General features: G+C 44.0%; 29 protein-coding genes. 6 read left to right on the plus strand and 23 right to left on the minus strand.

Annotation, left to right across the window (positions count from 1 at the left end; genetic code table 11):
• The first annotated feature begins 64 nt into the window (after positions 1–64).
• Positions 65–1,606, plus strand: coding sequence for a hypothetical protein (locus tag ACPUEK_RS12895; protein WP_425640999.1), 1,542 nt, complete (start codon positions 65–67; stop codon positions 1,604–1,606).
• 28 nt (positions 1,607–1,634) lie between these two features.
• On the opposite strand, the gene queF is transcribed toward ACPUEK_RS12895, so the two are convergent.
• From queF to ACPUEK_RS12910, 3 genes are read right to left on the minus strand one after another with little or no spacing between them, the layout of a single operon-like run.
• A complete protein-coding gene (queF, locus tag ACPUEK_RS12900) occupies positions 1,635–2,450 on the minus strand; it encodes an NADPH-dependent 7-cyano-7-deazaguanine reductase QueF (protein ID WP_425641000.1) in 816 nt (271 codons plus the stop codon).
• 10 nt (positions 2,451–2,460) lie between these two features.
• Positions 2,461–3,234 carry an ABC transporter permease gene (locus ACPUEK_RS12905; protein WP_067037812.1) on the minus strand — a complete coding sequence of 258 codons (774 nt, stop codon included), beginning with the start codon at positions 3,232–3,234 and terminating at the stop codon, positions 2,461–2,463.
• Position 3,235: 1 nt separating this feature from the next.
• Positions 3,236–4,153 carry an ABC transporter ATP-binding protein gene (locus ACPUEK_RS12910; RefSeq protein ID WP_067037810.1) on the minus strand — a complete coding sequence of 306 codons (918 nt, stop codon included), beginning with the start codon at positions 4,151–4,153 and terminating at the stop codon, positions 3,236–3,238.
• 55 nt (positions 4,154–4,208) lie between these two features.
• Between ACPUEK_RS12910 and ACPUEK_RS12915 the strand changes: the two genes are divergently transcribed.
• Positions 4,209–4,622 (plus strand): PA2817 family protein, encoded by a 414-nt coding sequence (locus ACPUEK_RS12915; RefSeq protein ID WP_425641001.1) that lies wholly within the window; start codon positions 4,209–4,211, stop codon positions 4,620–4,622.
• A 40-nt stretch (positions 4,623–4,662) separates the two neighbouring features.
• On the opposite strand, the gene fabF is transcribed toward ACPUEK_RS12915, so the two are convergent.
• From fabF to ACPUEK_RS12950, 7 genes are all read right to left on the minus strand, one after another.
• Positions 4,663–5,901 (minus strand): beta-ketoacyl-ACP synthase II, encoded by a 1,239-nt coding sequence (fabF, locus tag ACPUEK_RS12920; RefSeq protein WP_067219544.1) that lies wholly within the window; start codon positions 5,899–5,901, stop codon positions 4,663–4,665.
• Positions 5,902–6,003: 102 nt separating this feature from the next.
• On the minus strand, positions 6,004–6,237 hold the full coding sequence (acpP, locus tag ACPUEK_RS12925) for an acyl carrier protein (protein ID WP_067037804.1): 234 nt from the start codon (positions 6,235–6,237) through the stop codon (positions 6,004–6,006).
• 134 nt (positions 6,238–6,371) lie between these two features.
• Positions 6,372–7,097 carry a 3-oxoacyl-ACP reductase FabG gene (fabG, locus tag ACPUEK_RS12930; RefSeq protein ID WP_067037801.1) on the minus strand — a complete coding sequence of 242 codons (726 nt, stop codon included), beginning with the start codon at positions 7,095–7,097 and terminating at the stop codon, positions 6,372–6,374.
• 19 nt (positions 7,098–7,116) lie between these two features.
• Positions 7,117–8,043 (minus strand): ACP S-malonyltransferase, encoded by a 927-nt coding sequence (gene fabD / locus ACPUEK_RS12935; RefSeq protein WP_425641002.1) that lies wholly within the window; start codon positions 8,041–8,043, stop codon positions 7,117–7,119.
• Complete coding sequence (locus ACPUEK_RS12940; protein ID WP_067219540.1) at positions 8,040–8,990, minus strand: fatty acid synthesis protein; 951 nt, start codon at positions 8,988–8,990, stop codon at positions 8,040–8,042. Before ACPUEK_RS12940 ends, fabD begins: the two co-directional genes overlap by 4 nt.
• Before the next feature lie 11 nt (positions 8,991–9,001).
• The gene (rpmF, locus tag ACPUEK_RS12945) at positions 9,002–9,181 is read right to left on the minus strand and encodes a 50S ribosomal protein L32 (protein ID WP_067037795.1); all 180 of its coding nucleotides are present in this window, start codon (positions 9,179–9,181) and stop codon (positions 9,002–9,004) included.
• 11 nt (positions 9,182–9,192) lie between these two features.
• The gene (locus ACPUEK_RS12950) at positions 9,193–9,774 is read right to left on the minus strand and encodes a YceD family protein (RefSeq protein ID WP_231872594.1); all 582 of its coding nucleotides are present in this window, start codon (positions 9,772–9,774) and stop codon (positions 9,193–9,195) included.
• 73 nt (positions 9,775–9,847) lie between these two features.
• Here ACPUEK_RS12950 and ACPUEK_RS12955 point away from each other — a divergent pair, with 73 nt between their 5' ends.
• Positions 9,848–10,444, plus strand: a complete 597-nt coding sequence (locus ACPUEK_RS12955) for a Maf family protein (RefSeq protein WP_425641003.1) — start codon at positions 9,848–9,850, stop codon at positions 10,442–10,444.
• 65 nt (positions 10,445–10,509) lie between these two features.
• On the opposite strand, the gene ACPUEK_RS12960 is transcribed toward ACPUEK_RS12955, so the two are convergent.
• Complete coding sequence (locus ACPUEK_RS12960; protein WP_425641004.1) at positions 10,510–11,508, minus strand: S49 family peptidase; 999 nt, start codon at positions 11,506–11,508, stop codon at positions 10,510–10,512.
• 154 nt (positions 11,509–11,662) lie between these two features.
• Between ACPUEK_RS12960 and ACPUEK_RS12965 the strand changes: the two genes are divergently transcribed.
• Positions 11,663–12,070 (plus strand): MaoC family dehydratase, encoded by a 408-nt coding sequence (locus ACPUEK_RS12965; RefSeq protein WP_417503340.1) that lies wholly within the window; start codon positions 11,663–11,665, stop codon positions 12,068–12,070.
• Positions 12,071–12,126: 56 nt separating this feature from the next.
• Here ACPUEK_RS12965 and rluC read toward each other — a convergent pair whose 3' ends face one another.
• Entirely contained in the window at positions 12,127–13,095 is a 969-nt protein-coding gene (gene rluC, locus ACPUEK_RS12970) for a 23S rRNA pseudouridine(955/2504/2580) synthase RluC (RefSeq protein ID WP_067219529.1), read from the minus strand.
• Positions 13,096–13,524: 429 nt separating this feature from the next.
• Between rluC and rne the strand changes: the two genes are divergently transcribed.
• A complete protein-coding gene (gene rne / locus ACPUEK_RS12975) occupies positions 13,525–16,824 on the plus strand; it encodes a ribonuclease E (RefSeq protein ID WP_425641005.1) in 3,300 nt (1,099 codons plus the stop codon).
• 118 nt (positions 16,825–16,942) lie between these two features.
• Here the strand turns inward: rne and murI are convergent, their stop codons facing one another.
• From murI to ACPUEK_RS13015, 8 genes are read right to left on the minus strand one after another with little or no spacing between them, the layout of a single operon-like run.
• Positions 16,943–17,728, minus strand: a complete 786-nt coding sequence (murI, locus tag ACPUEK_RS12980) for a glutamate racemase (protein ID WP_425641006.1) — start codon at positions 17,726–17,728, stop codon at positions 16,943–16,945.
• Complete coding sequence (gene murB / locus ACPUEK_RS12985; RefSeq protein WP_425641007.1) at positions 17,725–18,768, minus strand: UDP-N-acetylmuramate dehydrogenase; 1,044 nt, start codon at positions 18,766–18,768, stop codon at positions 17,725–17,727. Before murB ends, murI begins: the two co-directional genes overlap by 4 nt.
• Positions 18,761–19,219, minus strand: coding sequence for a low molecular weight protein-tyrosine-phosphatase (locus tag ACPUEK_RS12990; protein WP_425641008.1), 459 nt, complete (start codon positions 19,217–19,219; stop codon positions 18,761–18,763). Before ACPUEK_RS12990 ends, murB begins: the two co-directional genes overlap by 8 nt.
• A 5-nt stretch (positions 19,220–19,224) precedes the next feature.
• The gene (locus tag ACPUEK_RS12995; RefSeq protein ID WP_067037783.1) at positions 19,225–19,413 is read right to left on the minus strand and encodes a Trm112 family protein; all 189 of its coding nucleotides are present in this window, start codon (positions 19,411–19,413) and stop codon (positions 19,225–19,227) included.
• A 4-nt stretch (positions 19,414–19,417) separates the two neighbouring features.
• Positions 19,418–20,437 carry a tetraacyldisaccharide 4'-kinase gene (lpxK, locus tag ACPUEK_RS13000; protein WP_425641009.1) on the minus strand — a complete coding sequence of 340 codons (1,020 nt, stop codon included), beginning with the start codon at positions 20,435–20,437 and terminating at the stop codon, positions 19,418–19,420.
• A complete protein-coding gene (locus ACPUEK_RS13005) occupies positions 20,434–20,856 on the minus strand; it encodes an ExbD/TolR family protein (RefSeq protein WP_067037779.1) in 423 nt (140 codons plus the stop codon). Before ACPUEK_RS13005 ends, lpxK begins: the two co-directional genes overlap by 4 nt.
• 12 nt (positions 20,857–20,868) lie before the next feature.
• Complete coding sequence (locus ACPUEK_RS13010; protein WP_067219516.1) at positions 20,869–21,480, minus strand: MotA/TolQ/ExbB proton channel family protein; 612 nt, start codon at positions 21,478–21,480, stop codon at positions 20,869–20,871.
• Positions 21,464–23,257, minus strand: coding sequence for a ComEC/Rec2 family competence protein (locus ACPUEK_RS13015; RefSeq protein ID WP_425641010.1), 1,794 nt, complete (start codon positions 23,255–23,257; stop codon positions 21,464–21,466). Before ACPUEK_RS13015 ends, ACPUEK_RS13010 begins: the two co-directional genes overlap by 17 nt.
• A 37-nt stretch (positions 23,258–23,294) precedes the next feature.
• On the opposite strand from ACPUEK_RS13015, the gene ACPUEK_RS13020 reads away from it, so the two are divergent.
• Positions 23,295–23,819 (plus strand): DUF2062 domain-containing protein, encoded by a 525-nt coding sequence (locus ACPUEK_RS13020; protein ID WP_067037773.1) that lies wholly within the window; start codon positions 23,295–23,297, stop codon positions 23,817–23,819.
• Positions 23,820–23,849: 30 nt separating this feature from the next.
• Here the strand turns inward: ACPUEK_RS13020 and ACPUEK_RS13025 are convergent, their stop codons facing one another.
• Genes ACPUEK_RS13025 through purC form a run of 3 tightly spaced genes read right to left on the minus strand, consistent with a single transcriptional unit; the run spans position 23,850 to position 26,539 of the window.
• Positions 23,850–24,530 (minus strand): ABC transporter ATP-binding protein, encoded by a 681-nt coding sequence (locus tag ACPUEK_RS13025; RefSeq protein WP_067037772.1) that lies wholly within the window; start codon positions 24,528–24,530, stop codon positions 23,850–23,852.
• The gene (locus ACPUEK_RS13030) at positions 24,523–25,764 is read right to left on the minus strand and encodes a lipoprotein-releasing ABC transporter permease subunit (protein WP_425641011.1); all 1,242 of its coding nucleotides are present in this window, start codon (positions 25,762–25,764) and stop codon (positions 24,523–24,525) included. Before ACPUEK_RS13030 ends, ACPUEK_RS13025 begins: the two co-directional genes overlap by 8 nt.
• A gap of 58 nt (positions 25,765–25,822) precedes the next feature.
• Complete coding sequence (gene purC, locus ACPUEK_RS13035) at positions 25,823–26,539, minus strand: phosphoribosylaminoimidazolesuccinocarboxamide synthase (protein ID WP_067037767.1); 717 nt, start codon at positions 26,537–26,539, stop codon at positions 25,823–25,825.
• Positions 26,540–26,551: the final 12 nt, after the last annotated feature.

The raw sequence follows: 26,551 nt of genomic DNA on the forward strand, positions 1-26,551 counted from the left end.
CTAAACATAACGAATGTGTTTTGATATGTAAATCTAAACGACTCTCATTTATGAGGCAGGCATTATGGAAAAATGGATTCTCTGGCTTCTATTAGAAGCAGCCACCATTATGACAGTTGCATCGCTATGGTTCATCTGGCGATCGATCGCATTACGTAAAAAACTAGACCAAGAGCGGGACAACGAATCCCCAGAGCTCGATGCCAGCAGCTCGTCTCAAAATCATAATGAAAGTAAGGCACAAAACCTTGAGCAAGAGCTTCCTTTTAAGGCCTTTGCTCAAGAGCTCGAGCGACAGGCCAATATCGCCGCCGACACTCTTAAAGATTTACGTTCGTCCGATGATCTTGACACGGTAACACGCTTTAAAGTCTGGGGAACACTCCTCAAGGCTGAACGCGCTATTTTATTAAATGACCAAAGCAACGAACCTAAGCCGATACTGATTCGCTTCATGGCCAGCATCATCAGTAACCTTGAACAAATCAAACACAAAAAGATAAACAAAAATTCGTTAACTCAATCCTTAAAAGACATTGATGAAGAATTTAATCAAGCAAGCGAGCTTTTAATCTCAAAGGAAATTCTACTCGCTAACCAAAAAGAGCTGCATCAAGAGCTTCATAAAAGTATCGAGAGATCTGAACAAAAGTTAAAAAAACTGGGCGTGAAGCATACTGAACTGCAGCGTTTGCAACTAGAGCTAAAGAAACAACATGATCAAGTCTCAAAGCTCGAACAACACTTCGACTACGATGATCAATATTACACAGGGAATACAGATAACATCCAAAGTGACGCCCCTCAGCATCAGTCTACAAAGCATCTACACAAACTAGAGCGCTTATCCAAGCGACAGCAAGCCATCATTGAAAATCTGCAGGCGCAACTAAATGATACCTCTGACGATCAAGAAGATAAAAAAGAACAAGTACAGAAAATGGCGCTCGAAAGAATGGAGCGTATTTCATCAGAGTCAAACTCCTTGATCGGTCAACTTCAATCCGAACTAGACAGTGCTAACTTATCTATTACGACTCTTAAAGAAAATATTTCTGAGAAAGACCGATTACTGCAAGAAATTGATAGAAAATTAAGTGAGATAGAAGGCTCTGCCTACACAGAGTTTCAAAGCATTAACTCAAACAAACGTGATGCCCTAGAATCTCTACTCGATGACTTTGTGTTATTCAAAGAGGATAACGACACTAATACCTTTGAAGCTCAAGAACTAGAAGCACGTAAACTTGAGCAAGTACTCAAAGAGTCAGAGACCTGCGTTCAACTCCTCGCTCAAGAACTTGAGCGTGCGGAGGCGGAAAATGCTTCATTAAGAATAGACGTTGAACAACGCGTGCAGGAAGCACAAAGCCATCTAGGATCAAACAACATACCGAATCAACTAGCGGAACTCGGTGCTCTAAGGGAAGAGAATCGAGATCTAATTAGTCAAATTCAACAAATGAAAGACAACCTAATGAATGAAATCTCAAGTTCAAATGAAAAAACTTTACGAAAGGAGTACAACAAGAAGAGCTTAGAGATGGATCGCTTGCAGTTAGCCTACTCCGACCTAGAGAAGAAATATTTAGGCACATTGCGCTGATTTTTTACAGCGCAACATGCCATTCATATCACTGACGAGATAATCTGTCGTTTCCGAGCACTATCGATTCAGTTGAACGGTATGGATTGATATCCAAACCTCCTCGGCGTACGTAACGCGCGTATACCACAAGGCTATCAGGCTTACATTGAGTCATGATATCAATGAAGATTCGCTCAACGCATTGCTCGTGAAAATCCGTGTGCTCACGAAATGAGGCAACATACTTAAGCAACGCTGCATGATCAATTTGTTTGCCACGATAATCAATGAAAACAGAACCCCAATCAGGCTGATTCGTTACAGGACAGTTAGATTTAAGCAAGTGACTTACTAAACGTTCTTCAACTTGCTCGCCACCCAACTTATTGACCAGTAACGAGGCATTGGGGTGGTATTCTGTCACCTCAACATCAAGATCATCAATGCAGTAATCAGGTGTTAACACTACCAAAGACTCCATAGCATCAACGTCTCGGATAATCACGCCTACGGGTGCACCCGCCACTTTAGACAAATCATCTTCGAGTATCTGCTGAACCTCAAAGGCATCGTCATAACGCATTTGATTCAACGAGTTCAGGTATAACTTGAAAGACTTAGATTCAATAATATTTGGCGATGTACAAGGCAAACGAAATTCCGCCATCGCCACAATTGGCTTCCCCTTTTTATTTAGCCAAGATAACTCATATGCGTTCCAAATATCCTCTCCATGGAAGGGTAAACGCTCGGATTCGATCCCCATGTCTTGCCATTTATCTACGCGAGCAATTGGAAACAATAATCCTGGATCGTATTCAGAAACATAATCCGTTTTCTGTCCTAGGGGCAAAAAACCCATGTACAACACCTCAATTTCTAATGCCTCTGCCGCGATTCAGCAGAGAGAGTCCAATATAAAATAGGCCGATAATAAAGGCAGCGATGATAACCAACGCCCACGTCACGTCAATATCTGATACACCCAAAATGCCATAGCGGAAAGCATTAACCATGTATAGCACTGGGTTAAGCATCGAAACCCCCTGCCAAAAATCAGGCAACAGGCTGATTGAGTAAAACACACCACCCAAATACGTAAGCGGCGTTAAAATAAAAGTAGGCACAATTGAGACATCATCAAAATTACGAGCAAATAATGCGTTTACAAACCCGCCTAAAGCAAACATAACCGACGTTAAGAATACGATCAGTATGGTTAGCAATAAATTATGTAACTGCATGTGAGTAAAAAACAACGACAGTACGGTTACAACAGCCCCGACGAATAACCCGCGCGCTACGCCCCCCAAAACATACCCTAATAAAATGACCCAATTAGGCGTCGGAGAGACCAGTAGCTCTTGAACACTATGTTGAAATTTTGCGGAGAAAAAAGACGAGGCAACATTAGAGTATGAGTTTGTAATCACCGACATCATAATTAAGCCAGGAACAATAAACTGCATATAACTAAAACCACCCATCTCACCAATTCTGCTACCAATTAAGTTACCAAAGATAGCAAAATAGAGCGTCATGGTAATCGCTGGAGGCAGAAGCGTTTGTGGCCAAATTCGCATAAAGCGACGAATTTCTCGACGCAAGATTGTGTAAAATGCAATCCAGATCTCACCTGAAGACATGCTAGTTACTTCCTTTGATCAGTTTGACAAATAGTTCTTCGAGTCGATTTGACTTATTGCGCATGCTTAAAACGTTTATCTGTTTAGCGCTAAGGTATTCAAACACATCATTTAAGTTTTGCCCCTTATCCACCGCGACTTCGATAGTTGAGCCATCTCCTACCAGCCTAATGTCATAATTAGGTAGCTCAACTGAATCAATGCTTTCAGCTAAATCTAGAATAAAAGTTTCGCTACTAATCGTTTTTAATAACGCCTTAACGCTGGTATTTTCAACAATCTCACCACTGTTAATAATGGCAATATTGCGACATAACTGCTCAGCTTCTTCCAAGTAGTGAGTCGTTAGAATAATAGTCGTACCCTGTTCGTTTAATTCTTTGATGAACTCCCACATGGAACGGCGCAACTCAATATCCACGCCCGCTGTTGGCTCATCTAAAATTAATATCTTTGGTTCATGGATCAACGCTCGAGCAATCATTAGACGTCGCTTCATACCACCCGACAACATGCGCGACTGCGTGTCTTTTTTATCCCATAAATCGAGCTTTTTCAGATATTTTTCCGCTCGCTCTTTGGCAAGCTCTACAGGAATACCGTAAAAGCCTGCTTGGGTAACAACAACGTTGAAAACAGTTTCAAAAACATTGAAATTAAACTCTTGCGGGACAACACCTAAATAGCGCTTTGCTCCAGCAAAGTCTTTATCGACATCAACACCAAAAATACTGACTTGTCCCGATGATTTATTAACCAAAGAGCACAATATACCGATCGTTGTCGACTTACCGGCGCCATTTGGGCCTAACAATGCAAAGAAATCGCCTTGCTCTACGGTCAGATCAACCCCTTTCAGCGCCTCAAACCCGTTACCGTAACGCTTTTTGAGGTCCTTTATTTCAATAGCATATGCCATAATAACCTTCTTAAATTAATACACCTTCAAACCCACCAAAACAGGTTTCGCATACGTGAGTTCTAGAATTCAATTTATTATTAGCCGCCTTCAAACTCTACATCAACGTATCCAAGAGCATGATCCCTTCGACCGCTCTGAATTGGCCGAGGAAGAGCTGGACTTCATGCATAAGTGGGACACTCTTATCCGCGAAGGAGAACAGAAAAACGCAAACTTTTTATTTGAAGCGCAAGATTTGATCAGCCGCTTCATACGTTGCTACCCTAATTTAGTACCACTAATGCATAGAGAACTGCTCTATTTTATTGGCGGTGAATGCTTACACTTTCTTGGAGATGAAGAACTTGCCTTGTACCAAGATATTGACGAACAACTCTACGAGGCAGAGCAAGCAGGAAACAGCGTGGATATAGCTGAAATGATAGAGGCTAACCAGCCTGCGCCTCAAGGGGCAACCTTGCAATAAACGGTTAAGTTTATAAAAAAAGCGGCTAATGCCGCTTTTTTTATACTTTTCGAAACACTAAGGTTCCATTTGTACCACCAAACCCAAAAGAGTTGTTAAGTACAAGGTCTACTTTTCGCTTTTGAGCCGTCATTGAAACATAGTTCAAGTCACAACCCTCACTAGGCTCTGACAAGTTAATCGTTGGCGGCGCCAACTGATCACGGATTGCCAGCACAGAAAAAATTGACTCTACTGCACCCGCTGCACCCAACAAATGCCCTGTCATTGACTTTGTGGAACTAATCGCCACATCGGAAGCATCTGCCCCCATAAGCGATTTTACCGCTTCCGTTTCGGCCAAATCACCGATCGGCGTCGATGTTCCGTGAGCATTGATGTAATCAATTTCATGTGCTTGCGCACCTGCATCATTAAGAGCAGCGACCATTGCAGACAACGCCCCTTCTCCTTGTTCAGGAGGAGCCGTCATATGGAATGCGTCATCACTCATACCAAAGCCAGCAAGCTCAGCGTATATCTTAGCACCACGAGCAACGGCATGCTCATATTCTTCTAATACAAGAATACCTGCCCCATCACCCATTACAAAGCCATCACGATCTTTGTCCCAAGGACGGCTAGCGGTTTTTGGATCATCATTTCGTGTTGATAATGCACGTGCTGCGCCAAACCCACCGATACCAAGTGGCGTTATTGCCATTTCGGCACCACCTGCAATCATGACATCCGCATCGCCATAAGTAATCATGCGACCCGCCATACCAATATTATGAGTACCGGTAGTGCAGGCAGTTACAATGGAGATGTTCGGCCCTTTAAAGCCAAACCTAATCGCCACATGACCAGAGATCATGTTGATAATCGCACCAGGAACAAAAAATGGTGAAATACGCTTAGGACCCGATGCATTCAATAATTCTACATTTTTTTCGATCATTGGCAGGCCACCAATGCCTGAACCAATAGCACACCCAATGCGTTTGTAATCAACGCAATCAGGAGATAAACCAGCATCTTCTATCGCTTGGACGGAGGCAGCAATGCCATATTGAATAAAAACGTCCATTTTACGAGCTTCTTTAACGCTCATATATTGCGATGCATCGAAGTCTTTTACTTGAGCAGCAAAACGCGTTGAGAACTGAGAGGCATCAAAGTGTTCAATATCTGATACACCGCTTTTGCCTTCAATAATATTGTCCCAAGTATCTTTTACGTTATTGCCAAGGGGACTCACCATTCCCATACCGGTGATTACGACCCGACGACGAGACATATGATTCCTCCGAAAAACTCCCTTTAATACAGGGGTAAGAATAAGAAAAGCCGCTGTACATACAATACAAGCGGCTTTTCGGAAACTCAGTACACCAGAGAATTACAAGTTAGCGTTGATGTAGTCAATTGCTGCTTGTACAGTGGTGATTTTTTCAGCTTCTTCGTCAGGAATCTCAGTATCGAATTCCTCTTCTAGAGCCATAACAAGCTCAACTGTGTCTAGGGAATCAGCACCCAAGTCGTCTACGAAAGATGCAGATGCAACCACTTCTTCCTCTTTAACACCTAGTTGTTCGCAAACGATTTTTTTTACGCGTTCTTCAATGCTACTCATTAGAAGTTCCTACTCTACTGGTCAATAGCTCACTTTGAGCATATTTATAAATTTTTGACACCCATACTGGGCGTGATTCTCATCATGAACCGGAGACGTATTTTCGTTGAATTCATTACAAAATTCAACTCAAATTACGCCATGTACATGCCGCCATTGACATGTAGGGTTTCACCGGTAATGTAACCCGCAGAATCAGACGCTAAAAAAGCGACAGCTGCTGCAATTTCTTCTGGCTCGCCTAGTCGTGCCGCTGGCACTTTGGAGACCAAAGTTGCCTTATGATCTTCAGGCAAATCCTTTGTCATATCTGTGGCAATAAAGCCTGGCGCAACACAGTTTACAGTAATACCACGGGAGCCGATCTCTGCCGCTAAAGAGCGACTAAAGCCTTCAAGCCCCGCTTTTGCTGCAGAATAGTTTGCTTGTCCAGCATTACCCATTGAGCCAACAACAGAACTAATTGTCACGATGCGACCAAATTTTGCTTTCGTCATGCCGCGAAGGCAGGCCTTAGTTACGCGGAATACAGACGTTAGGTTCGTGTTGATCACTTGATCCCACTCATCCATCTTCATACGCATCATAAGGTTATCACGTGTTATGCCTGCGTTATTAACCAAAACCGTCGGCGCACCAAATTCTTCATTGATTTGCTTGATAACAGTCTCAACTGATTCATCGCTGGAAACATCCAACACGAGACCCTTACCATTATCGCCTAAGTATTCACTAATGCTGTTAGCACCCGCTTCACTTGTTGCGGTACCTACTACAGTGACACCATTAGCGACTAGCGCTTGAGCGATGGCTTTACCAATACCTCGCGTCGCACCAGTTACTAGCGCAATTTTGCTCATCAAAATATCTCCAGTTTTTTTAATTTCCTGTCGCAGCATCAAAGCTTGCCACGTCTCCAATTGCTAATGCATCTAAACCTTTAACAATTCGTTTGTTTAGACCCGTCAAAACTTTTCCCGGTCCGCATTCAATAGTCTTTTCTACACCAAGCTCGTTTAACAAGGCAATAGATTGTGTCCATAAAACGGGTTCACTAAGCTGCGATACAAGATTTGCTTTGATCTGTGCCGCATCTGACACTGCTTTGGCAGACACATTCTGAACCAGTTTGATGGCTGGCTCTTTAAATTCGATGGCATTTAGACGCTCAGCAAGCTTCTCACCAGCTGGCACCATTAACTGACAATGTGATGGGACACTCACAGGAAGAGGTAACGCCCGCTTAGCGCCTGCTTCTTTAGCATTCGCCATCGCGATCTCAACCGCGGCTTTTTCACCTGCAATCACTACTTGACCTGGCGAGTTGAAATTGACAGCACTCACCACACCCTCTGAAACAGACTCACACGCTGCGACAACCTGATCATCAGACAAACCAATGATTGCAGCCATTGCGCCTGTTCCAGCAGGTACAGCTTGTTGCATGTACTCACCACGCAATTTAACGAGCTCCACCGCATCTTTGAATGCGATAACGCCAGCACAGACAAGCGCCGAGTACTCACCTAAACTGTGGCCAGCAACGTAAGCAGGCTGTTCACCACCTTGCTGCTGCCAAAGTCGCCACAATGCAACACTACTCGTCAAAAGAGCAGGCTGAGTTTTATCTGTTTGACCCAAAGATTCAGCATCATTCTGAACCAAATCCCACAAGTCGTAACCAAGCACATCCGATGCTTCGTCAAAAGTAGCCTTTATAATGTCGTATTTCTCCGCCAAGTCAGACAGCATACCTTGCTGCTGTGAACCTTGACCAGGAAACACAAATGCTAATGAAGGATTCATAACACCCCCTGTTGAGTTAACTTTGCTTCAATTTTTTTATATAAATTCGTGCGAGCTATATCAATACCATACTCAATCGCACCAACCATGGCCCCCAAATCAGAACGACCATGACCTTTAACTAAATTACCTTTGATACCAACAAGACAGGCACCATGGCGACTTTCTGCTTGAATCAAACGTTCAATGGCTGACGTATCGACTGAATGCTTTGGCAGTTGCGATAGCAAAAATACAAACAAGCCTTCAGAGGCCTTAAGTACTGCATTACCAACCATGCCATCACATACGATGACATTTTTTTCACCTGAAAACAGTTCGAAACCTTCAGCGAATCCTGAAAACTTAGGCCAACTCTGCTCACTAAGTCGCTTATAGCATTCTTTAATGACCGAACTACCCTTACTGGTTTCTACTCCGACATTTAGTAATGCAACATTCGCCACACTGTCACTTCGCGCCTCGACATAAGATGCACCAAGCAAAGCAAACCCATTCAACATCTCTGCAGGACAATGAACATTTGCACCTAAGTCTACTAAACAACGTAATGGGTTAGGTCGCATTTCTCGAATTAAAGCTGGGTATAACTTTGGCATTAACAATCCGACAATGTGACGTGCTAATGCGACCATCGCCGCAGTATTACCAAATGTTACGACCACATCTGTTTTCGCTTCTGACATATCTACTAAAGAGCGATAAATAGTCGACTCTTTTCGCTTAAATAAAGAACGATCTACAGTTTCCATACAAGATACGGAATCATGGCAAGCGACAGGAATAATTCGAGATGAAGGCGAATCTTCAGGAAAAGCAAATTCCCGACGATCATAGTAGAAATGCGCCTCGACATCAGCAAAGGCGGCAACAATATTTTCTGTTGCTTGAAATGCAATGCGGGGACCTAAGTCCCCGCCCATAGCGTCAATAGCTACCCTAATCATTGGGTATCTAATTACTCACCTTTAGGGGTGATTACTTGACGACCACGGTAAAAACCGTCTGCAGAAACGTGGTGACGACGGTGTAGTTCACCAGTTGTCTGTTCTACAGATAGAGTTGGGTTAGATAGTGCATCGTGTGAACGGCGCTGGCCGCGACGTGAACGAGTCACTTTACTTTTTTGTACTGCCATTTTTGGAGCTCCTAATTTTTCTTAGCTTTTAATTCAGCCAATATACTAAATGGATTCGGTTTAATTTCGTCATCCGGTGCGTCATCGGTAGACGATGCATACTTTAGAGCTACTGGGTTGCAACCACTTTCTTGGTGATAGGCAACAATTGGCAAGGCAAGAAGTAACTCTTGCTCCACCATTTCAGCGATAACGACCTCACCATCGGTCATGACAACGGGATCATAGTCACTAGGTATATTCTTTGCATGGTCTTCATCATAAACAAAGGCCAAACTAAGATTAACCTCCAGCTCAACTGGAGCACCTTCCAAGCATCGTTGACACTCAACTTGAACGGTTGCTTTAATTGAACCAGTCGCTATGTAGCGCCTATCTTCATCCACTCTAAAGTCTAGATGAATAAACGCATCCCCTTCATTTGACGCTAGTTCAGCGCTCAACTCCGGAAATTGACTGAGTGATAAACGCCCTTCAATACTCACTTCATTAAAAGCGTATTTACGAGGGTCAAAGTATTTGGGTAATGTGTCATTCAACATGGCGGGAATAATATTGCCAAGTCCCACCCTTGTCAAAGAATACTGAGGCATAAATGACATTTTTTACGTATTATTTCGCCTCAATAAGTGATTTACCTATTTTTTCGACAAATCAAGAGACTAGATGACCTTTATGACACAAAAATTGATCCTTGGCTCGTCATCCAAATACCGTCAAAACCTACTCAATCGATTAGGATTAACCTTTACCACTCGCTCACCTAACATTGATGAAGGCCAATTAGAGAACGAAACACCCGAACAATACATTGAGCGAATCACCAAAGCAAAAGCGCTTGCTTTAAAAAATACCTTAGACAACAACTGTATTCTTATCACATCAGATCAATGCGCCACTTTTAATGGCGAGATTATTGGCAAGCCCCATACTCGTGATAATGCCATCAAACAACTGAAGCGTTTTAGTGGACAAAAGATCGAATTCCTCACTGGACTTTATGTCGTCAACACCCACAATCAGCTCGACCGTTATAGCCTTTCAACCTACTCTGTGACTTTTCGAGAGCTGACTGAACGTGAAATACAGCGCTACATAGAGATAGACTCTCCATTAGACTGTGCAGGTAGTTTCAAATGCGAATCATTAGGTGTGGCCTTATTTAAACAAATGGAAGGATACGATCCCACATCGCTTGAAGGCCTACCTCTAATCGAAACATGCAACAGTTTACGAGCCGTCGGATTAAACCCATTAGCGTGAACAAAAAAAGCAGGTACATCTAGGATGAACCTGCTTCTAAAAACATACTAAATTAACGATTCAATTTAGCGCAGACCGTAAAGCCAGCTTGTAACGCCAGTAGAAAACTCAACCCCTAATTGCTTAGCCACTTTTTCCCATGGTTCTTTATAAGGTGTGTAATAGGTTGGCGTTAAGTCTGAAAATTGCGTATTCAATAATTGCTGTGCGTATCCAAAACGATCGGCTAAGCCAAGCTCAACCGCCTGAGTACCGGTGAACACCATCCCAGTAAATAAATTTGGCTCATCAGCAAGACGATCACCACGCCCTTCTTTCACAGCGTTTATAAACTGTTTATGCGTTTCATCTAACACACTTTGCCAACTTTGGACTGCCGCATCACTCATAGGAGAAAACGGATCCATAAAGGCTTTATTCTCTCCAGCGGTAAACAAGCGACGCTTCACTCCAAGCTTCTCAATCAGCTCACTGGCCTCAAAGCCCCCTGAAACAACACCTATTGAGCCAACCAGACTGGCTTTATCGACAACAATTTCATCAGCTGCTGAAGCAATATAATAACCGCCTGACGCAGCCAAATCTTCAACTGCAACGACAACAGGTATAGCTGGATACAAGGTTCGATAGTGCATAATAGCATCATATAAGATGCCAGAATGCACTGGACTGCCACCAGGACTGTTCATTTCAATAAGCACAGCTTTAGTTGAACTGTTGGCGTAAATCTCATCAAGTAATGGAACATACTCGTTTGCGTCCACTTCACTTTGTGCGCCTATCGCGCCTTGCATACGCAAGACGGCCACACTATCTCCAGCATTTACGTCTTCCATATCAGAAGTCACCCAAATACTGACAACAACACCAATAAAAACAAATAGATACACAAAGCGGAAAAATATTTTCCAGCGGCGCTGCCTACGACGCTCAACAACCTGCGCGCCCAAGACCTCTTTAAGAGCATCAACCAGTTTTGTCTCAGTTGACTGCTTGCCTTGAGCCTGACCAACGATCGACTCTTGCGGCTTTTTATTTACATCGTCTTCTTCATTCCACGCCATTTAACGCTCCATATAAATACACAGTATAACCACCACCGCCCCACCGTATATGTCGATTTTTTTATTTAGAAAATCGAATTTATAAGGTAGAACGCTTAAGTAAAGATTCTTTCAAGTGTACCATAGCGACATTTATAGTAATAAGGACTTAAAAGTGAGCTACTCATTTGAAGATCTAACTGTTGGCCTAAGCGAAACCATTGAAAAAATAGTAACAGAACAAGACGTTCAAGCATTTGCTCAAGTTACTGGTGATACGAACCCAGTCCATTTGGATGCAGACTATGCTGCCACAACCAGTTTTGAAAAACCGATCGCACACGGCATGCTAACAGCTGGCTTTATCTCAGCCGCTATTGGCACAAAACTACCTGGGCCTGGCTGCATTTACCTTGAGCAATCATTAAAATTTCGTGCCCCAGTATTTATTGGAGCCACGGTCACAACAACGGTTACCGTGAAAGAACTCAATGAACGTCGCCGCCGCGCCATCATTGAAACCATTTGTTTTGTCGACGGCAAAAAAGTGGTAACTGGCGAAGCCACCATTATGATTCCATAAAAAAGGGGCACATGCCCCTTTAAACCCTTTCTTGTACACTCAAAAGCAACACAACTTTAATACTTAGTTGGCAAGCCCGCCATCGCATCCTTCCAAGCATCTTCAATAGGCGCCTCAAGCGTTAACTTAATGCCCTCATAATCAATATCAAGACGGGCTGCATGCAAACACAATCGTTTAAAACCTAACGATTTAGCCAGTATATTAGCTTCATTTGGCGAGTACTTATCATCGCCCACAATCGAATACCCAGCAAATTGCGCATGAACACGAATCTGATGTGTACGACCTGTCACAGGCTCACACTCTATAAAGGTATATCCTTCAAAGTTACGCAATACCTTAAAGCGAGTTAGCGATTCTTTGCCATCCGTATGCACTTTCACGACACGCTCGCCCGATTTAAGCTCATTTTTAAGAAGGGGGGCGTTTACCTGCAGCTTTCGTTTAGGCCAAGCACCAAAAACCAACGCATGGTAAGTTTTTTGAACCCCCTCCTTTTCTCGGAGGGCCGAATGTAATGTTTTTAACACGCTGCGCTTTTTCGCAATCATAATTAAGCCGGACGTATCACGATCCAGTCGATGAACAAGCTCAATAAACTTTTCCTGTGGTCGCATTTGACGAATAACTTCAACCAGACCAAAGCTCAGCCCACTGCCGCCATGAACCGCCAATCCGGAAGGCTTGTTCACAACAATTAGCCCTTTATCCTCATAAACGATACGGCTTTCAATCTCTTTTTTAAGACCTTCTGCAACAACAGGTTTATCACTAGGTTCTGCCACAAAAATTGGCGCAATGCGGATGATGTCTTCACTGCTAAGTTTGAAATCAGGCTTGATGCGCTTCTTATTGACACGGATCTCACCTTTGCGCAGTAAATTATATATCTTCCCCTTAGGCACCCCTTTCAGAAAAGTTACTAAGAAGTTATCGATACGTTGACCATGATTATTCTCGTCAATAGTAACAAAACGCACCTGTGGACGCTCTGAAGCGCCATTATTTTCACTTGCTGACAAAAGAATGGTTTCCTATGTAATTGAAGCACTTAGATTTTACTGTTATATTCAAATCCGCAGAGGGTAAGAGGCAACAGAAAGCCTCGAAGAATCAATTGTAACGAATGAGAAGCCATAACCAAAGCGACACTTTGGTCATTTCTTACCTCTGGGCAAAAAGTTAATTTTTATATAATAAACCTCATGAATCAGTGAATCGGTTCATAGGTGTAACAGTTTACCATTGAATCCGTTTTTTAGATCAGCACCTTTCATGTTGACCGATAGTTGAAACACGCATTACAGCAACACAGAAAAGAGCGACGCCATCCTTACATGAAGGCATTGTGGCGCGCCTATAAATTGTGACTGAGTCGTTAAAACGAATTCATAAAATCGTTACATTTCATGAACTTAGAATTCTCTGATCATTAAAAAGAGTCACAGTTAATGATTAGAATGTTAATAAACGCAACTCAACAAGAAGAGTTGCGCGTTGCGTTAGTAGATGGGCAACGCCTGTACGATCTAGATATTGAATCAGGATCTCGCGAGCAGAAAAAAGCAAACATTTATAAGGGCAAAATTACTCGAATAGAGCCTAGCCTTGAAGCTGCTTTTGTTGATTACGGTGCCGAGCGACACGGCTTCCTTCCTCTAAAAGAAATTTCTAAAACCTACTTTTCTAAAAAATCGAACTCAGATGGCCGTATTAACATCAAAGATGTTTTGACTGAAGGCCAAGAAGTGATTGTTCAAGTTGATAAAGAGGAGCGTGGCAACAAAGGTGCCGCACTTACGACTTTTGTCAGCTTGGCCGGTCGTTATTTGGTACTTATGCCAAATAACCCTCGTGCGGGTGGTATTTCTCGTCGTATTGATGGTGATGACCGCACACAGCTTAAAGAAGCAATGTCTGGTCTTAACGTACCTGACAATGGCGGGTTAATTGTTCGCACTGCAGGTGTTGGCCGTTCGACGGAAGAACTTCAATGGGATTTAGACTATCTACAAACGCTGTGGGACTCGATCACTAAAGCGGCTGCAGATCGACCTGCGCCTTTCTTGATTTATCAAGAAAGTAACATCGTCATACGCGCTATTCGTGATTACCTACGTGATGACATTGGCGAAGTTTTGATCGACGAAAAGAACGTCTACCAAGACGCGATGAATTTTGTCATGCAGGTTATGCCGCACTTCAAGAGTCGTATAAAGCTATACAACGAACCAACGCCTCTGTTTAATCGCTTCCAAATTGAAACTCAGATCGAGACGGCATTCCAACGTGAAGTACGCCTTCCTTCTGGTGGCTCGATTGTTATTGATCCAACCGAAGCACTGGTTTCAATCGACATCAACTCCGCCCGCGCAACAAAAGGCGGCGACATTGAAGAAACAGCCCTTCAAACCAACCTTGAAGCGGCAGACGAAATTGCTCGTCAATTGCGCCTTCGAGACATTGGTGGACTTGTCGTTATCGATTTCATTGACATGACACCAGTTCGCAACCAGAAAGAAGTAGAAAACCGCATGAAAGCGGCTCTAGAAGCCGATCGTGCACGCGTACAAATTGGCCGTATTTCACGCTTTGGCCTATTGGAAATGTCACGCCAGCGCTTACGCCCGTCACTTGGTGAAACCAGTGGTATCGTTTGTCCACGCTGTAATGGCCAAGGCTTTATTCGTGACGTAGAGTCTCTAGCATTGTCCGTACTTCGCTTAATCGAAGAAGAATGTGCCAAAGAGCGCACCGCTCAAATTCGCGCCATCCTTCCTGTATCTGTCGCAACGTTCCTTTTAAATGAGAAACGTACCAATATTGCTAAGATCGAAAAACGTAACCAAGTACATATTATTCTTGTTCCCAACCCTCATATGGAAACACCTCATTTCCACGTTGAGCGTATTCGTGACGACAACGCCGTTATGGAGCAGGATGATAGTAGCTATGACCTAGTTGATACGCCAGAACAACCGCCATACGAACCACGTCAAGCCAATGAGCAGGCTCGACCTCAGGCTGCGGTAACCAGCATCGCGCCAGCTTCGCCAGCGCCAGCGCCAACACCTGTTGAAGCCACTCCAACAGTGAAAGCAGAAACAAAAAAACCGGGGTTGTTCAAACGCATCTTAAACGCCCTATTTGGCAGCACCGAAGAAAGCGTAGCAAAAGAAGAGCCTAAGAAAGAAGCTGTTAAACCAACCGCAACCGCTAAACCTTCATCTGAAGAACGCAAACCACCGCGTGATCGTCAACGCAATCGTCGTCCTGCTCGTAAGCACGAAAAGGAAACAACCGATCAGCAAACTGATGATCAACAGAAGCCTAAGTCGACACGACAATCGCGTCGCGCTCAAGCTGAAGCAAAGTCACAGCAACCTATCAATAAAGAATCAAATAGCAACAATACAAATAAAGAGTCCAATAAGGATTCAAGCAAAGAAACGCCTAACCGCCCTAAACGCGATCAAGCTCAAAGCAAACAGGACAAGCCTAATAACAAGCAAGAGCAAAAAGACGCTCCTAACAAGTTAAAACCTCGTCGCCCAGAGCCTGAGATCCAGGAACGTAAACGCGAGCCGAATGACAATAAGCGCCGTAACGGTAAGCTTAAAGATGAAATTGAGTTGGCTCAAGAACAGCAAGCTCAAGTAGAATCGGATGCCAAAGAAGCCCAAGCGGTTGCCGATCAAGCTGCTGCTGATAATGCCGAAGGTTCTGACGCTAAAGCTGAACGCAAACCTCGTCGCTCTCGTCGCTCGCGCCGCAACAACAAGCAGGATGACAATCAGAGCAACAGCGAACAAACAACTGATACCCAAGCTATCGCCGCTGCGGCAAAAACTGAGAACTCCGAGTCACCTACTAACGCTATTGAGTCCTCTACAGCGACTGAACAGCCAAAGCAGAATACACTGGAAGCCTCTCAACAAGATGCATCACAAGCGACAGCCGTAACAGAAGACGCGCAGCCTAAAGATGCGCAACCTAAAGTTGAGCCTGAATCAGTTACAGCTGAATCTAAAATTGAGCCTGAAATAGCCGAGTCTGAGAGCACTGTAACAACACCTATTGAGAAAGACGCAGAGAAACAGGAAGAAGCGCCTAAACCTAAAATGACAGTAAAAGCTGACATGAATAGGGTCGAAAACGCCGAAACAGCGTCTGAACAGACTGCAGAGGTTGCCCAAGCCGATACAGCTAATGAAGCTTCTGAAGCCGACAATGTGCCTGCTGAAACTGTGTCAAAAGAAGACACAACATCGGAACAAGCATCAGTAATAGCTGAAAAAACAGAGCAAGATAGCAAACCAGAAGCTAAAACAGTCGCCCCTGAATCCGCTCCAGTGACGCCTGCCGCAACTGAAGAACCAACTGAATCAATTGAGCCTATTAAATCAGAAGGAAATCACTCTGATGCTAATGATTCAACACTAGCTGATGAAACAGTCAAGACCGACTCTTCTAACCCGACAGATACTGGCCGAAAAATGCGCCAACCTCGCGCAATTCGAGGTCGTAAAGCGGCCAAACCTGCGACCGAAGAGAAGAAGACTGACGTTCAATTACCTAAAGCACTTCTTGAACAACAAGAAAAAGCTAAGCAAGAGCTTCAAGATAAGCGTGACCAAGCTGCACAACAGCGTCGTCAACGTCGCAGTGGTCGAGTGAAAAATGACCCTCGATTAGCTCGTGAAGAATCGACAAACGCTAGTCAAGGTGAAACAGAAAGCGCTTCTGAGTAAGCACTTTTTAGCAACCTAAAAAAACGCCAGCTAATGATCATTAGCTGGCGTTTTTTTGTTTATCACGATCATTAAATAACAAGCTTGGCCTTTAAAAAGCAATGGCACATTGCCAACGTCAGATATGAATATAAGTAACATGGGCCATTAAAGGATCAACCCAATAAGACAAAGACGCTTTAAGTTGTGCTGAGCCATTGGTCAAAACACTTACTTCACTCCTACACTCTACACCAATGGGCACATCATGAATGGCAATGAGCCTTTGCACTTGAGCCGTCACACCTCGACTCGGCTCCACAATCGACACTAATGGCAACATTTCATCAAACAGATTTTTCACTAATGGGTAGTGAGTACAAGCCAAAACTAAGGTATCAGACTTATTACTAAGGACCTGCTCCGCAATACGAGCAACCTCTTCTTTTAATTCACTCAAACTAGTAGGCATACTATCTATTAAGGTGGCCAAGCTGGCGCTAGCCAATACCTCAACATCTGTATCAAAGCGCCAAGTATCAATTAAATCATTTAACCGCTTACTGATACTCGTCCCTTGCGTGGCAAGCACTGTGATGCGCTTGCATACACTGGAACTGCATGCTGGCTTTACAGCAGGCTCCACACCTACGACTGGAATAGAAATAGACTGCCTAAGCTCTGTAATGCCGGCCACTGTGGCCGTGTTACAAGCGATCACCATCATTTGACACCCTTGAGCAATAAAATAATCTGCTATCTCTATGAGTCGTCGCGTAATGAAGACCGGTGTTTGCTGACCGTAAGGCGCATTCGCTTGGTCTGCAAAATAAATAAGATTCGCTTGAGGAATGGCGGCATGGATGGACTGAAGAATGGTTAGTCCGCCCGCTCCAGAATCCATCACACCAATTTTGATGGTCACACCGATCCTCCTAAGAGAACAGGCTCACGCTCCAACTCAACGCCAAACGTCTTGTACACTGATACTTTGATCTTTGCTTCTAAAGCCAACAAGGCATCTGCTTTTTGACAAGTGTAATTAACCAACACTAACGCTTGCTTTGGGTACACACCCACACCACTTTCTTGGTATCCCTTCCATCCTGCCCGATCATTAAGCCACCCTGCAGCAAGCTTCCATTGTTTACCTTGCACAAACGCAACGACCTCAGGATACTGAGTTCGAATAGACTGATAAACAACATCACTGACCACGGGATTTTTGAAAAAACTACCTGAATTCGCTACCTCAGCAGGATCAGGGAGCTTCTCTCTACGCACATGGCAAACTGTCTCAAACACATCCCTAATGGTCGGAGACGAAGGCATAGCTTGCAATAAGCCACCATACTCAAGCACTAACGTTGGCGTCGCACTCAGTCTAACCGTCATAGACGTAATGATGTATTTAGACTTCCACTCATGCTTAAATTTAGATTCACGATATGCAAAACCGCATTGATTCGCTTCAATCTCAACCAACTCTAGTGTCTCTAAATCTAGAGCGGTAACACGCTGGAGAGTATCTTTCACTTCAACGCCATAAGCACCGATGTTCTGAACAGGTGCAGCGCCTGCAGTACCCGGAATTAACGCTAGGTTCTCAATACCACCAAGCCCACGATCAACCGACCAAGCAACACAATTATGCCAATTTTCACCCGCTGAAAAAGTTACCTCAGAGCAATCATCGTCGGAATAATGAACGGCGATACCACTAAGTTGATTAACGATCACTAGACCAGCGACATCACCTTTAATGAGTAAATTACTGCCTCCCCCTATTACCGTAACGGGCAAATCATGGCACTTAGCCCACTTTACCGATGCAATAAGCTGCTCTATGCTTTCTACAACCGCCAAGAACTCAGCTTGATAGTCGAAGCCGAAGGTATTGAAAGATTGCAGAGAAGTCTTGTGAGAGATCCATTCTGGCCAATCCGGGAGCTTGTGCTCATTCATAAGCATGTGCCAAAAAATCATCCGCAATAGAAAATAGCTGGACCTTCATCGCCTCAAAACCCGAATCACCACCATAATAAGGATCAGCCACTTCACCGAAATCAACGCCATCACGATAGCAACCAAACATAACCACATTCGCCTTACTGCTTAAGGGGCGAATATGTTTTAGATTGGCTAAGTTTTCACTGTCCATCGCAACAATCCAATCAAACTCATGAAAATCCTCTACACAAACTTGTCGTGCGCGTTGCTGGGTTATATCTATACCAACAGATTTCAGTGTTTTAATTGAACGAGCATCCGGCAGTTTACCGATGTGAAAAGCCGCTGTGCCAGCAGACTCAACATGAAGATCAAGCCCTTTTTCCTTAGCTAGATACTCCAAAATGCCCTGTGCAGCAGGCGAGCGGCAAATATTGCCTAAACAAACCGTAAGTACTTTCATCATCGCAATTATTTTTCGTCTAAACGCTCATCTGCGCTCAAAGTACGCGCTTCACTTTCAAGCAACACTGGAATCCCATCACGAACTGGGTAAGCCATACCGCCCACTTTACTAATCAGCTCAGTGCCTTCTTCATTCAGTGTTAATGGTGCCTTAGTTACTGGACAAACTAAAATCTCTAAAAGTGCTTTGTTCATAATGCTATTTCTTCTGTTTAATGACTTGTTTGATTTGCTCATCTAATTGACGCGTCAATTCGAGCGGTAATTCAAGCTCTGCAGCGACATACCACCAATCATCCTCTGAGCTGGCAAAGCCTTCAACTTTTACCGCATCTTTTTCAGTCATGATGATAGTTTTAAAAGGCGCCAAATCGCTATGGAGAAAATGATGATGATCTGAAAAAAAGTGACTTGGCGAATTATGTGGTAAGCCGTAACTCACTAAGCTATCCAAAAAACGTGCGGGGTTACCAATCCCTGCAACAACCGTCCAAGAGCGACTTTCTAAGTCAGTCAAGGCTCTTGTGCGATCTTTATCTTTGACATGTACGAGTCTATTTAAAGCCAGTTTGCCATAATAATAGTGCGGCAGAATATCCAGCTTTGGTTGATCGCCAATCGTAAAAATATAATCGGCGTGATTCAAACGAGAGGCCGGCTCTCTTAGGGGACCAACGGGAAGTAACATATTATTACCCAACCCTCTTTTGGCATCCACCATCACTATTTCGATATCTCGATCCATAGCATAATGCTGTAAGCCATCGTCACTGATGATAACATCCACATACTCAAGCTGCTCTAACGCTTGAATGGCTTGAACTCGCTTAGCAGAAACCGCCACAGGGCAACCCGCTCGACGAAACAACATTAGCGGTTCATCACCAACGTCTGCAGCACTTGAAGACTGACTGACAAGCATTACCTCATCTGACGATCGTTTATGCCCTCGCGTTACGATACCTGGTGAGTATCCTTGTCGCTTGAGCCAGTCAGCCAAGGCAATCACCATAGGCGACTTCCCCGTTCCCCCGACCGTAATATTGCCGACAATAATAACAGGCAAAGCGGACTGGTAACTGCTTGAAAATCGATGAGCAAGATAATTTTGACGCTTGCACTTAACCACTGGCACCGTCAGCAACAGCAAAGGCGCTAACGCCCATGTCCAGCCATATGAACCATACCAAGAGCGCGATAGAGACTGCTCTAGACTCACAACCCCGTCTCTTTTTGCGCAGTATGAGCAAGCTTTGTAATGCCAAGCTGAGCCGCGGCATCATACACTCGCATGACCATCTCATAAGAAGCATTGGCATCTGCGGTAATAATCAAAGGACGCTCAAAATTATCTTGGAACGACTCTTTCAACCCTTGCACTAAGGTATCCGTTCGCTCATTAATCAACGTCTGGCCATTGATGACAAATTGACCATCTCGCGTAATGGTAACTTCTACTGGATTTTGTGAAATAACCGAAGGTGCGCCATTCGACGCGGTTGGTAAATCAATGGTTAAATCAGTCGTTTGTTTAAAGGTCGTACTGACCATAAAAAAGATAAGTAACAGAAATACAACGTCAATTAGAGGCGTTAAATTGATGTGGACATCTTCAATCTTTTGTCGGCGAAATTTCAAAGTGTTCCCCTGCTACTCTTTGCCATCAGCGTTAAGAACATCAATAAGCTTAGTCGACTGCTGCTCCATGTTGACAACCAATTCATCGATGCGACGTGCAAAGTAGCGATGGAAGACCAATGCAGGTATCGCGACCGCCAAACCCGCCGCGGTAGTTAAAAGCGCCTCGGAAATCCCACCAGCCAAAAGCTGAGTATTACCTGCACCCTGCTCCATTAATACATTAAAGACTTTGATCATACCAACTACGGTACCCAATAAGCCAATCAGGGGAGAAATCACCGCGATCGTGCCTAATGTACTCATAAAGCGCTCAAGTTCATGAATTACATGATTAGCCGCTTCCTGAATGCTCTCTTTCATAGCTCGACGACCATGCTTCGAGTTAAGCAATCCAGAAGCAAAAATAAAGCTTAAGCCAGATTTAGCCTGCATAGAGCGAATGTAGTCTAGCGTCATTCGGTCTTCACGTAAGCGAGCCAAAACATCCGATAATAGCGAGCGTGGGGCAACTCGGTTATTACGCAGCGTCCAAAATCGCTCTAGAACAATGGCAAGCGTAAGAATAGAACATAACAATAACGGCCACATAAATGCGCCGCCGGATTTAAAAAGCTCTAACACCGAGACCTCCTGTATCAATTTGCGAATAATTTAACACACTCTCTAGCAATTCTGCATGCTCGCAAGCAACTGTTTTCACAACATTTAATAAATGATAGCAAGTAGAGGATTCTACTCTCCATGCACCATGATCTAAATAGAAACGTATTGTCTCGTCTTCTTTCATTTCAATGGTTGAAACGTTCATTTTATGCAGCACATCCGACACAACCGATCCTTTATTGGTAATCGCTAACTGCCAATTTTCTTTAAGCGCCTGATGCGCGATATGAGCTTTTGGTAAATTAATCGCCATGCCAACCCCACCTAATCTAACCAAATCTTGACTATCATATGACACCACGCCATGACCCTGATTACGATACTGACTGACACCATAGTGATCCTTTTGCCATAAATAACGCCACTGGACTTTCTGCGGGATTGATATAGCTGTAATACTTAATAAACCGAGCACAAGAATACCCCGCCGCAGTGGGAACCAGTATACGGCGAAAGCGGCGACAGTAAGGAGACTTAACTTTACCCAAGTTGAAGTATCGTCTCTTGGTAATACAAATATATCGCCATAAAGATAGGACTCCGTCGCGTAAAAAAACCAAACTAGACCACTATCTAACGCCCCATATAACCACGTCCATGATAGCCATTCATTCAAAGCAAAAGATAACAACGAGACAGGAAACCAAATCACAGCGACAAACGGCACCATAACAATGTTTGCTAAAACCGTTAGTCCACTCAGACTTTGCTGCCAACCCAATGTCAACAGCAGAGCAAAGAGAGATAGAAAACACTGCATTAATAATAATCGGCCGCATCGCTCTAAGCGCTTTATCAAAAGAGAGATAAGCGCCACAAAAGAGAAAGAAAGCCAAAATGAAGGGTCCAAAGCGCGCCCAGGCCAAAACAATAGCATTAGCCAAGCACTAAACAGCAGCACTGGAAATAAAGAAACGTGTTGTGCCTTTGCTCGTAATGCAAAAAATATTACCGCCATTAAACAAGCGCGAATAGCTGGCTCTCCAGCACCACTCCACAATGCGTAACATACACACAAAGGGACAACCGCCACAAACTCTAAACGAGCCCGTTGATAAAACATTATTCGAGCAGCGCTAAGACGACACCAAATAACTCGGCATCCCCATACCACCAACATACACACGAAACCTATGTGTAAACCAGACACGACAAAAAGGTGCGTTAAACCGAGATAGTTGATCAGCCAGCGGTCCCGCTCATCCCATGTACTTCTGTCGCCTCGGATAATCGAGTAGGCAAAACGCCAACTCGGATATTGATCCAGCGCACTTGATGCATCCGGCTGATTTATATCGTGATCGAGGTAAATCATCAGATCGGCACCCTTTATGAACGCTCTATGTGCAGGGTAACTTCCAAATAATTCGGCAAAGTAAGGCTTTACAGGGAGCAATACTTGGGCAGCATCACTCACTTCGCAGCTGCGAGACATGTACGCGCCCGACTTAGATTTGACGTATACCCAATATTTTGTAGAAGATGAAGGTGCTGATAAACACTGTTTCGTGACATTCCAATAATATTGATCCGCTTTTTCCGGAACTCCCCAATCTTTCCATGGATTACTGCTAATCAGGCAAACTATGGAAATAGAGACAAATATCAACCCCCACCAGTCTTTACGATGGATTTGATAGAGACATAACATGACGATATGAGTAGAATACATCCACCGGAGCGATGGAGGCGTGAGCACTGCGCCCACCAGCACGCAAATATTTAAAAGCAGCATAGGACCTCCTTGTCCATGTCTAGCCTAAGTAGTCATTATGCCAAAGCGTTACCTTAAGAAACTTGTCCCGCATCCTGAAAAGCTAAAACAAAGTAAAGCATTAGGGATTTTAGGGGCACAAATTTATGAAGCCGATCTTTGGCATCTATCACGTCGCTCTGTCGCCAAAGCATTCTGGAATGGAATATTTTGGGCTGCTATCCCTATGCCATTTCAAATGGTTGTATCGGCGCTATTTGCCATCCCATTGCGTGCCAACATCCCACTATCGATAGCCTTGGTTTGGGTTACAAACCCTATCACAATGCCTGTTGTATTCTATGTGAACTATTTAATTGGTACATGGATAGTTGGTAATGGCATCGACTCTGAATTTCAAATGTCAGTCGAGTGGATATGGAGCCAAATTGAGCACATTTGGATACCCTTATATGTAGGGTCTGCTGTGGCGGGGTTTGTTGCAGGTGGCGTTGCCTATGTCTCAATCTTACTACTATGGCGCCTACATGTTATTAAACGCTGGAAAAATCGACGCCGTAAACCCAAAGAAGAAAGGCATTGATCTCTCAATGCCTTTCTTCTAACTAAGCCATCAAATCAATTGTAGCGTTTTACTACTCAACCGATAGGCACGATCCATCCAAGAAAGCATTTTCTCATCATGAGTAACGATCAAAAAAGCCATGTTCTTCTCTTGCTTCAAGCGAACAATCAACTCCTGAATTTCTTTAGAGGTTGTTTCATCTAAGTTACCTGTCGGCTCATCCATCAGCACACAGGCAGGATCATGAGCAAGCGCACGAGCGATGGCCACACGCTGACGTTCACCACCAGAGAGCTGGGCCGGACGATGATCAAGACGCTCAGACAAACCAACATCGGACAATAGCTGGGCGGCAATAGATTTCGCCTTTGCACTCTTCTCCCCAGCGATCAGCAACGGCATCATAACGTTTTCAACCGCACTAAACTCAGGTAACAGGTGATGAAACTGATAGACAAATCCCAGTTTTTCATTTCTAAGCTTTGAACGTTTTGCATCCTTTAGCGCATCCCACGCCTGCCCTTCAATTTCCACAGCACCAGTTGTGGCCTTGTCTAACCCAGCTAAAAGGTTCAACAATGTCGTTTTACCAGAACCTGAACTGCCAACAATAGCAACCGCTTCACCTTTTTTAAGCTCAAAGTTAATGTCTTCGAACACTTGGACATCACGCTTGCCATCACGGTACTGCTTACCTAAAGACTGACTACTTAATACTACATTACTCATAACGCAACGCCTCCGCAGGATCCACTTTTGATGCTCGCCATGCTGGGTAAAGCGTCGCTAGAACTGTCATACTAAAGGCCGAGGTGACGATGTACTGAACATCCGTCCACTCAAGCTGCGAAGGCAAATAATTAATAAAATACACATCACCACTTAAGAACTGTGTACCCAAAGCCCTTTCTAACCATGCAATGACATCACTAACATTCAAAGCGGCTGTGACACCTAATGCCAATCCGATTAAGGTGCCCAAAAAGCCAATAAATATACCCTGAACCACAAATACCCACATAACCTGACCTGAGGTCAACCCCATGGTTCTAAGAATGGCAATATCTGTACGTTTATCTGTCACCACCATTACCAAAGTAGAAACAATATTGAAAGCGGCGACCGCTACGATGAGAAGAAGCAACAAGCCGATCATAGTCTTTTCCATTTTAATCGCTTGAAACAAATTACCATGCGTACGAGTCCAGTCACTAACTTTATTCTGCCCTGGAATCAATGCAGCGATGTCCCAAATTTTACTAGGGGCCTCGAATAAATCGTCAAATGAAATACGCAAAGCTTCGACAGCTTCAGAGTCGTAGCGCTTTAAACGCGCTGCATCTTGGATATTAATATAGGCCAAACTTGAATCAAGTTCAGCGCCTACTTTAAATGTGCCAACTAACGTAAAGCGTTTCAACGTAGGCGTAATACCCGCAATCGATACATTAGCCTTTGGCATTAAAGCGGTCACTTTGTCACCTAGACGAACACCCAATATACGTGCAAGCTGCTCGCCAAGCACAATACCGAATTCACCTGACTTAAGGTCGCTTAAGTTGCCTGCCGTCATATGATTAGGCAATATGGAAACATTCGCCTCTTGTGCAGGATCAATGCCATTCAACAAAGCACCGTGTACACCACGATTAGACTGAAACATCACTTGAGCTTGAATGTGCGGCGCGACCGCTTTAACACCTGGCATCATTGAGACTTCATCTGCCATGGCTTGCCAATCAACTAAGGTAGGATTTCCCCACACCGTTGCATGAGGCACCATCCCTAGAATTCTTTGCCTTAACTCTCGATCAAAACCATTCATGACCGACAGTACCGTTATCAACACGGCAACACCCAAGGCAATTCCAGCAATGGAAGAAAAACTGATAAAAGAGATAAAATGATTGGCGCGCTTTGCTCGCGCATAACGCAAACCAATTTTGATAGGCAATAAATTCATTTAATGATAGTCCATAACAAAGAAGGGGCATAAAGCCCCTTCTTGTAATCAGCGAGTATTACGCATCAAAGTCGATGCCAATACGACGCCCAACATCTTCATAGGCTTCAATCACGCCGCCAAGACCTTGACGAAAACGATCTTTGTCTAGCTTTTCTTTCGTTTCAGCATCCCACAAACGACAACCGTCTGGCGAGAACTCATCACCCAACACAACTTCACCGTTAAACAAACCGAACTCAAGCTTGTAATCAACTAGGATCATACCGCCTTCAGCAAAAAGTGCTTTAAGCACGTCATTTACTTTGTATGTCAGCTCTTTTGCCTTTGCTAGGTGTTCAGGTTTCGCCCAACCAAACGATTCAACATGAGATTCATTGATCATTGGGTCACCAAGCTCATCGTTCTTTAAGAACAATTCAAATGTCGGTGGCGTTAGCTCTTGTCCCTCTGCAACACCTAAACGTCGGCACAAGCTGCCAGCGGCAACATTACGCACAACGCACTCGATAGGCATCATATCTAGGCATTTCACTAAACACTCTGTGTCGCTCAATAGCGCTTCAAAATGCGTTGGGATACCCGCTTCTTCTAGTTTACTCATAATAAAGGCATTAAATTTATTATTTACCATGCCTTTACGATCAAGCTGCTCTACTTTTTTACCGTCGAACGCAGATGTATCGTTACGGAATACTAGAACCATTTTATCAGGATCATCGGTGCGAAATACCGATTTTGCTTTACCTGCATATAGCTCTTGTCGTTTTTCCATGTGGAGAATCTC

It is taken from the genome of Marinomonas gallaica (assembly GCF_049821165.1).
Classification (GTDB): Bacteria; Pseudomonadota; Gammaproteobacteria; order Pseudomonadales; family Marinomonadaceae; genus Marinomonas; species Marinomonas gallaica.

What these genes read in the sequence shown, in the direction of transcription:
- rne (WP_425641005.1), top strand. Translation starts at nt 13,525, where the DNA reads ATGATTAGAATGTTAATAAACGCAACTCAACAAGAAGAGTTGCGCGTT.
- ACPUEK_RS12960 (WP_425641004.1), bottom strand. Translation starts at nt 11,508, where the DNA reads ATGGCGTGGAATGAAGAAGACGATGTAAATAAAAAGCCGCAAGAGTCG.
- ACPUEK_RS12995 (WP_067037783.1), bottom strand. Translation starts at nt 19,413, where the DNA reads ATGAACAAAGCACTTTTAGAGATTTTAGTTTGTCCAGTAACTAAGGCA.
- fabF (WP_067219544.1), bottom strand. Translation starts at nt 5,901, where the DNA reads ATGTCTCGTCGTCGGGTCGTAATCACCGGTATGGGAATGGTGAGTCCC.
- ACPUEK_RS13020 (WP_067037773.1), top strand. Translation starts at nt 23,295, where the DNA reads ATGCCAAAGCGTTACCTTAAGAAACTTGTCCCGCATCCTGAAAAGCTA.
- ACPUEK_RS12910 (WP_067037810.1), bottom strand. Translation starts at nt 4,153, where the DNA reads ATGGCATATGCTATTGAAATAAAGGACCTCAAAAAGCGTTACGGTAAC.
- ACPUEK_RS13025 (WP_067037772.1), bottom strand. Translation starts at nt 24,530, where the DNA reads ATGAGTAATGTAGTATTAAGTAGTCAGTCTTTAGGTAAGCAGTACCGT.
- ACPUEK_RS12905 (WP_067037812.1), bottom strand. Translation starts at nt 3,234, where the DNA reads ATGTCTTCAGGTGAGATCTGGATTGCATTTTACACAATCTTGCGTCGA.
- rpmF (WP_067037795.1), bottom strand. Translation starts at nt 9,181, where the DNA reads ATGGCAGTACAAAAAAGTAAAGTGACTCGTTCACGTCGCGGCCAGCGC.
- fabD (WP_425641002.1), bottom strand. Translation starts at nt 8,043, where the DNA reads ATGAATCCTTCATTAGCATTTGTGTTTCCTGGTCAAGGTTCACAGCAG.
- murB (WP_425641007.1), bottom strand. Translation starts at nt 18,768, where the DNA reads ATGAATGAGCACAAGCTCCCGGATTGGCCAGAATGGATCTCTCACAAG.
- purC (WP_067037767.1), bottom strand. Translation starts at nt 26,539, where the DNA reads ATGGAAAAACGACAAGAGCTATATGCAGGTAAAGCAAAATCGGTATTT.
- ACPUEK_RS13015 (WP_425641010.1), bottom strand. Translation starts at nt 23,257, where the DNA reads ATGCTGCTTTTAAATATTTGCGTGCTGGTGGGCGCAGTGCTCACGCCT.
- ACPUEK_RS12955 (WP_425641003.1), top strand. Translation starts at nt 9,848, where the DNA reads ATGACCTTTATGACACAAAAATTGATCCTTGGCTCGTCATCCAAATAC.
- queF (WP_425641000.1), bottom strand. Translation starts at nt 2,450, where the DNA reads ATGGGTTTTTTGCCCCTAGGACAGAAAACGGATTATGTTTCTGAATAC.
- ACPUEK_RS13030 (WP_425641011.1), bottom strand. Translation starts at nt 25,764, where the DNA reads ATGAATTTATTGCCTATCAAAATTGGTTTGCGTTATGCGCGAGCAAAG.
- ACPUEK_RS12895 (WP_425640999.1), top strand. Translation starts at nt 65, where the DNA reads ATGGAAAAATGGATTCTCTGGCTTCTATTAGAAGCAGCCACCATTATG.
- ACPUEK_RS12990 (WP_425641008.1), bottom strand. Translation starts at nt 19,219, where the DNA reads ATGATGAAAGTACTTACGGTTTGTTTAGGCAATATTTGCCGCTCGCCT.
- fabG (WP_067037801.1), bottom strand. Translation starts at nt 7,097, where the DNA reads ATGAGCAAAATTGCGCTAGTAACTGGTGCGACGCGAGGTATTGGTAAA.
- ACPUEK_RS12940 (WP_067219540.1), bottom strand. Translation starts at nt 8,990, where the DNA reads ATGATTAGGGTAGCTATTGACGCTATGGGCGGGGACTTAGGTCCCCGC.
- acpP (WP_067037804.1), bottom strand. Translation starts at nt 6,237, where the DNA reads ATGAGTAGCATTGAAGAACGCGTAAAAAAAATCGTTTGCGAACAACTA.
- ACPUEK_RS12950 (WP_231872594.1), bottom strand. Translation starts at nt 9,774, where the DNA reads ATGCCTCAGTATTCTTTGACAAGGGTGGGACTTGGCAATATTATTCCC.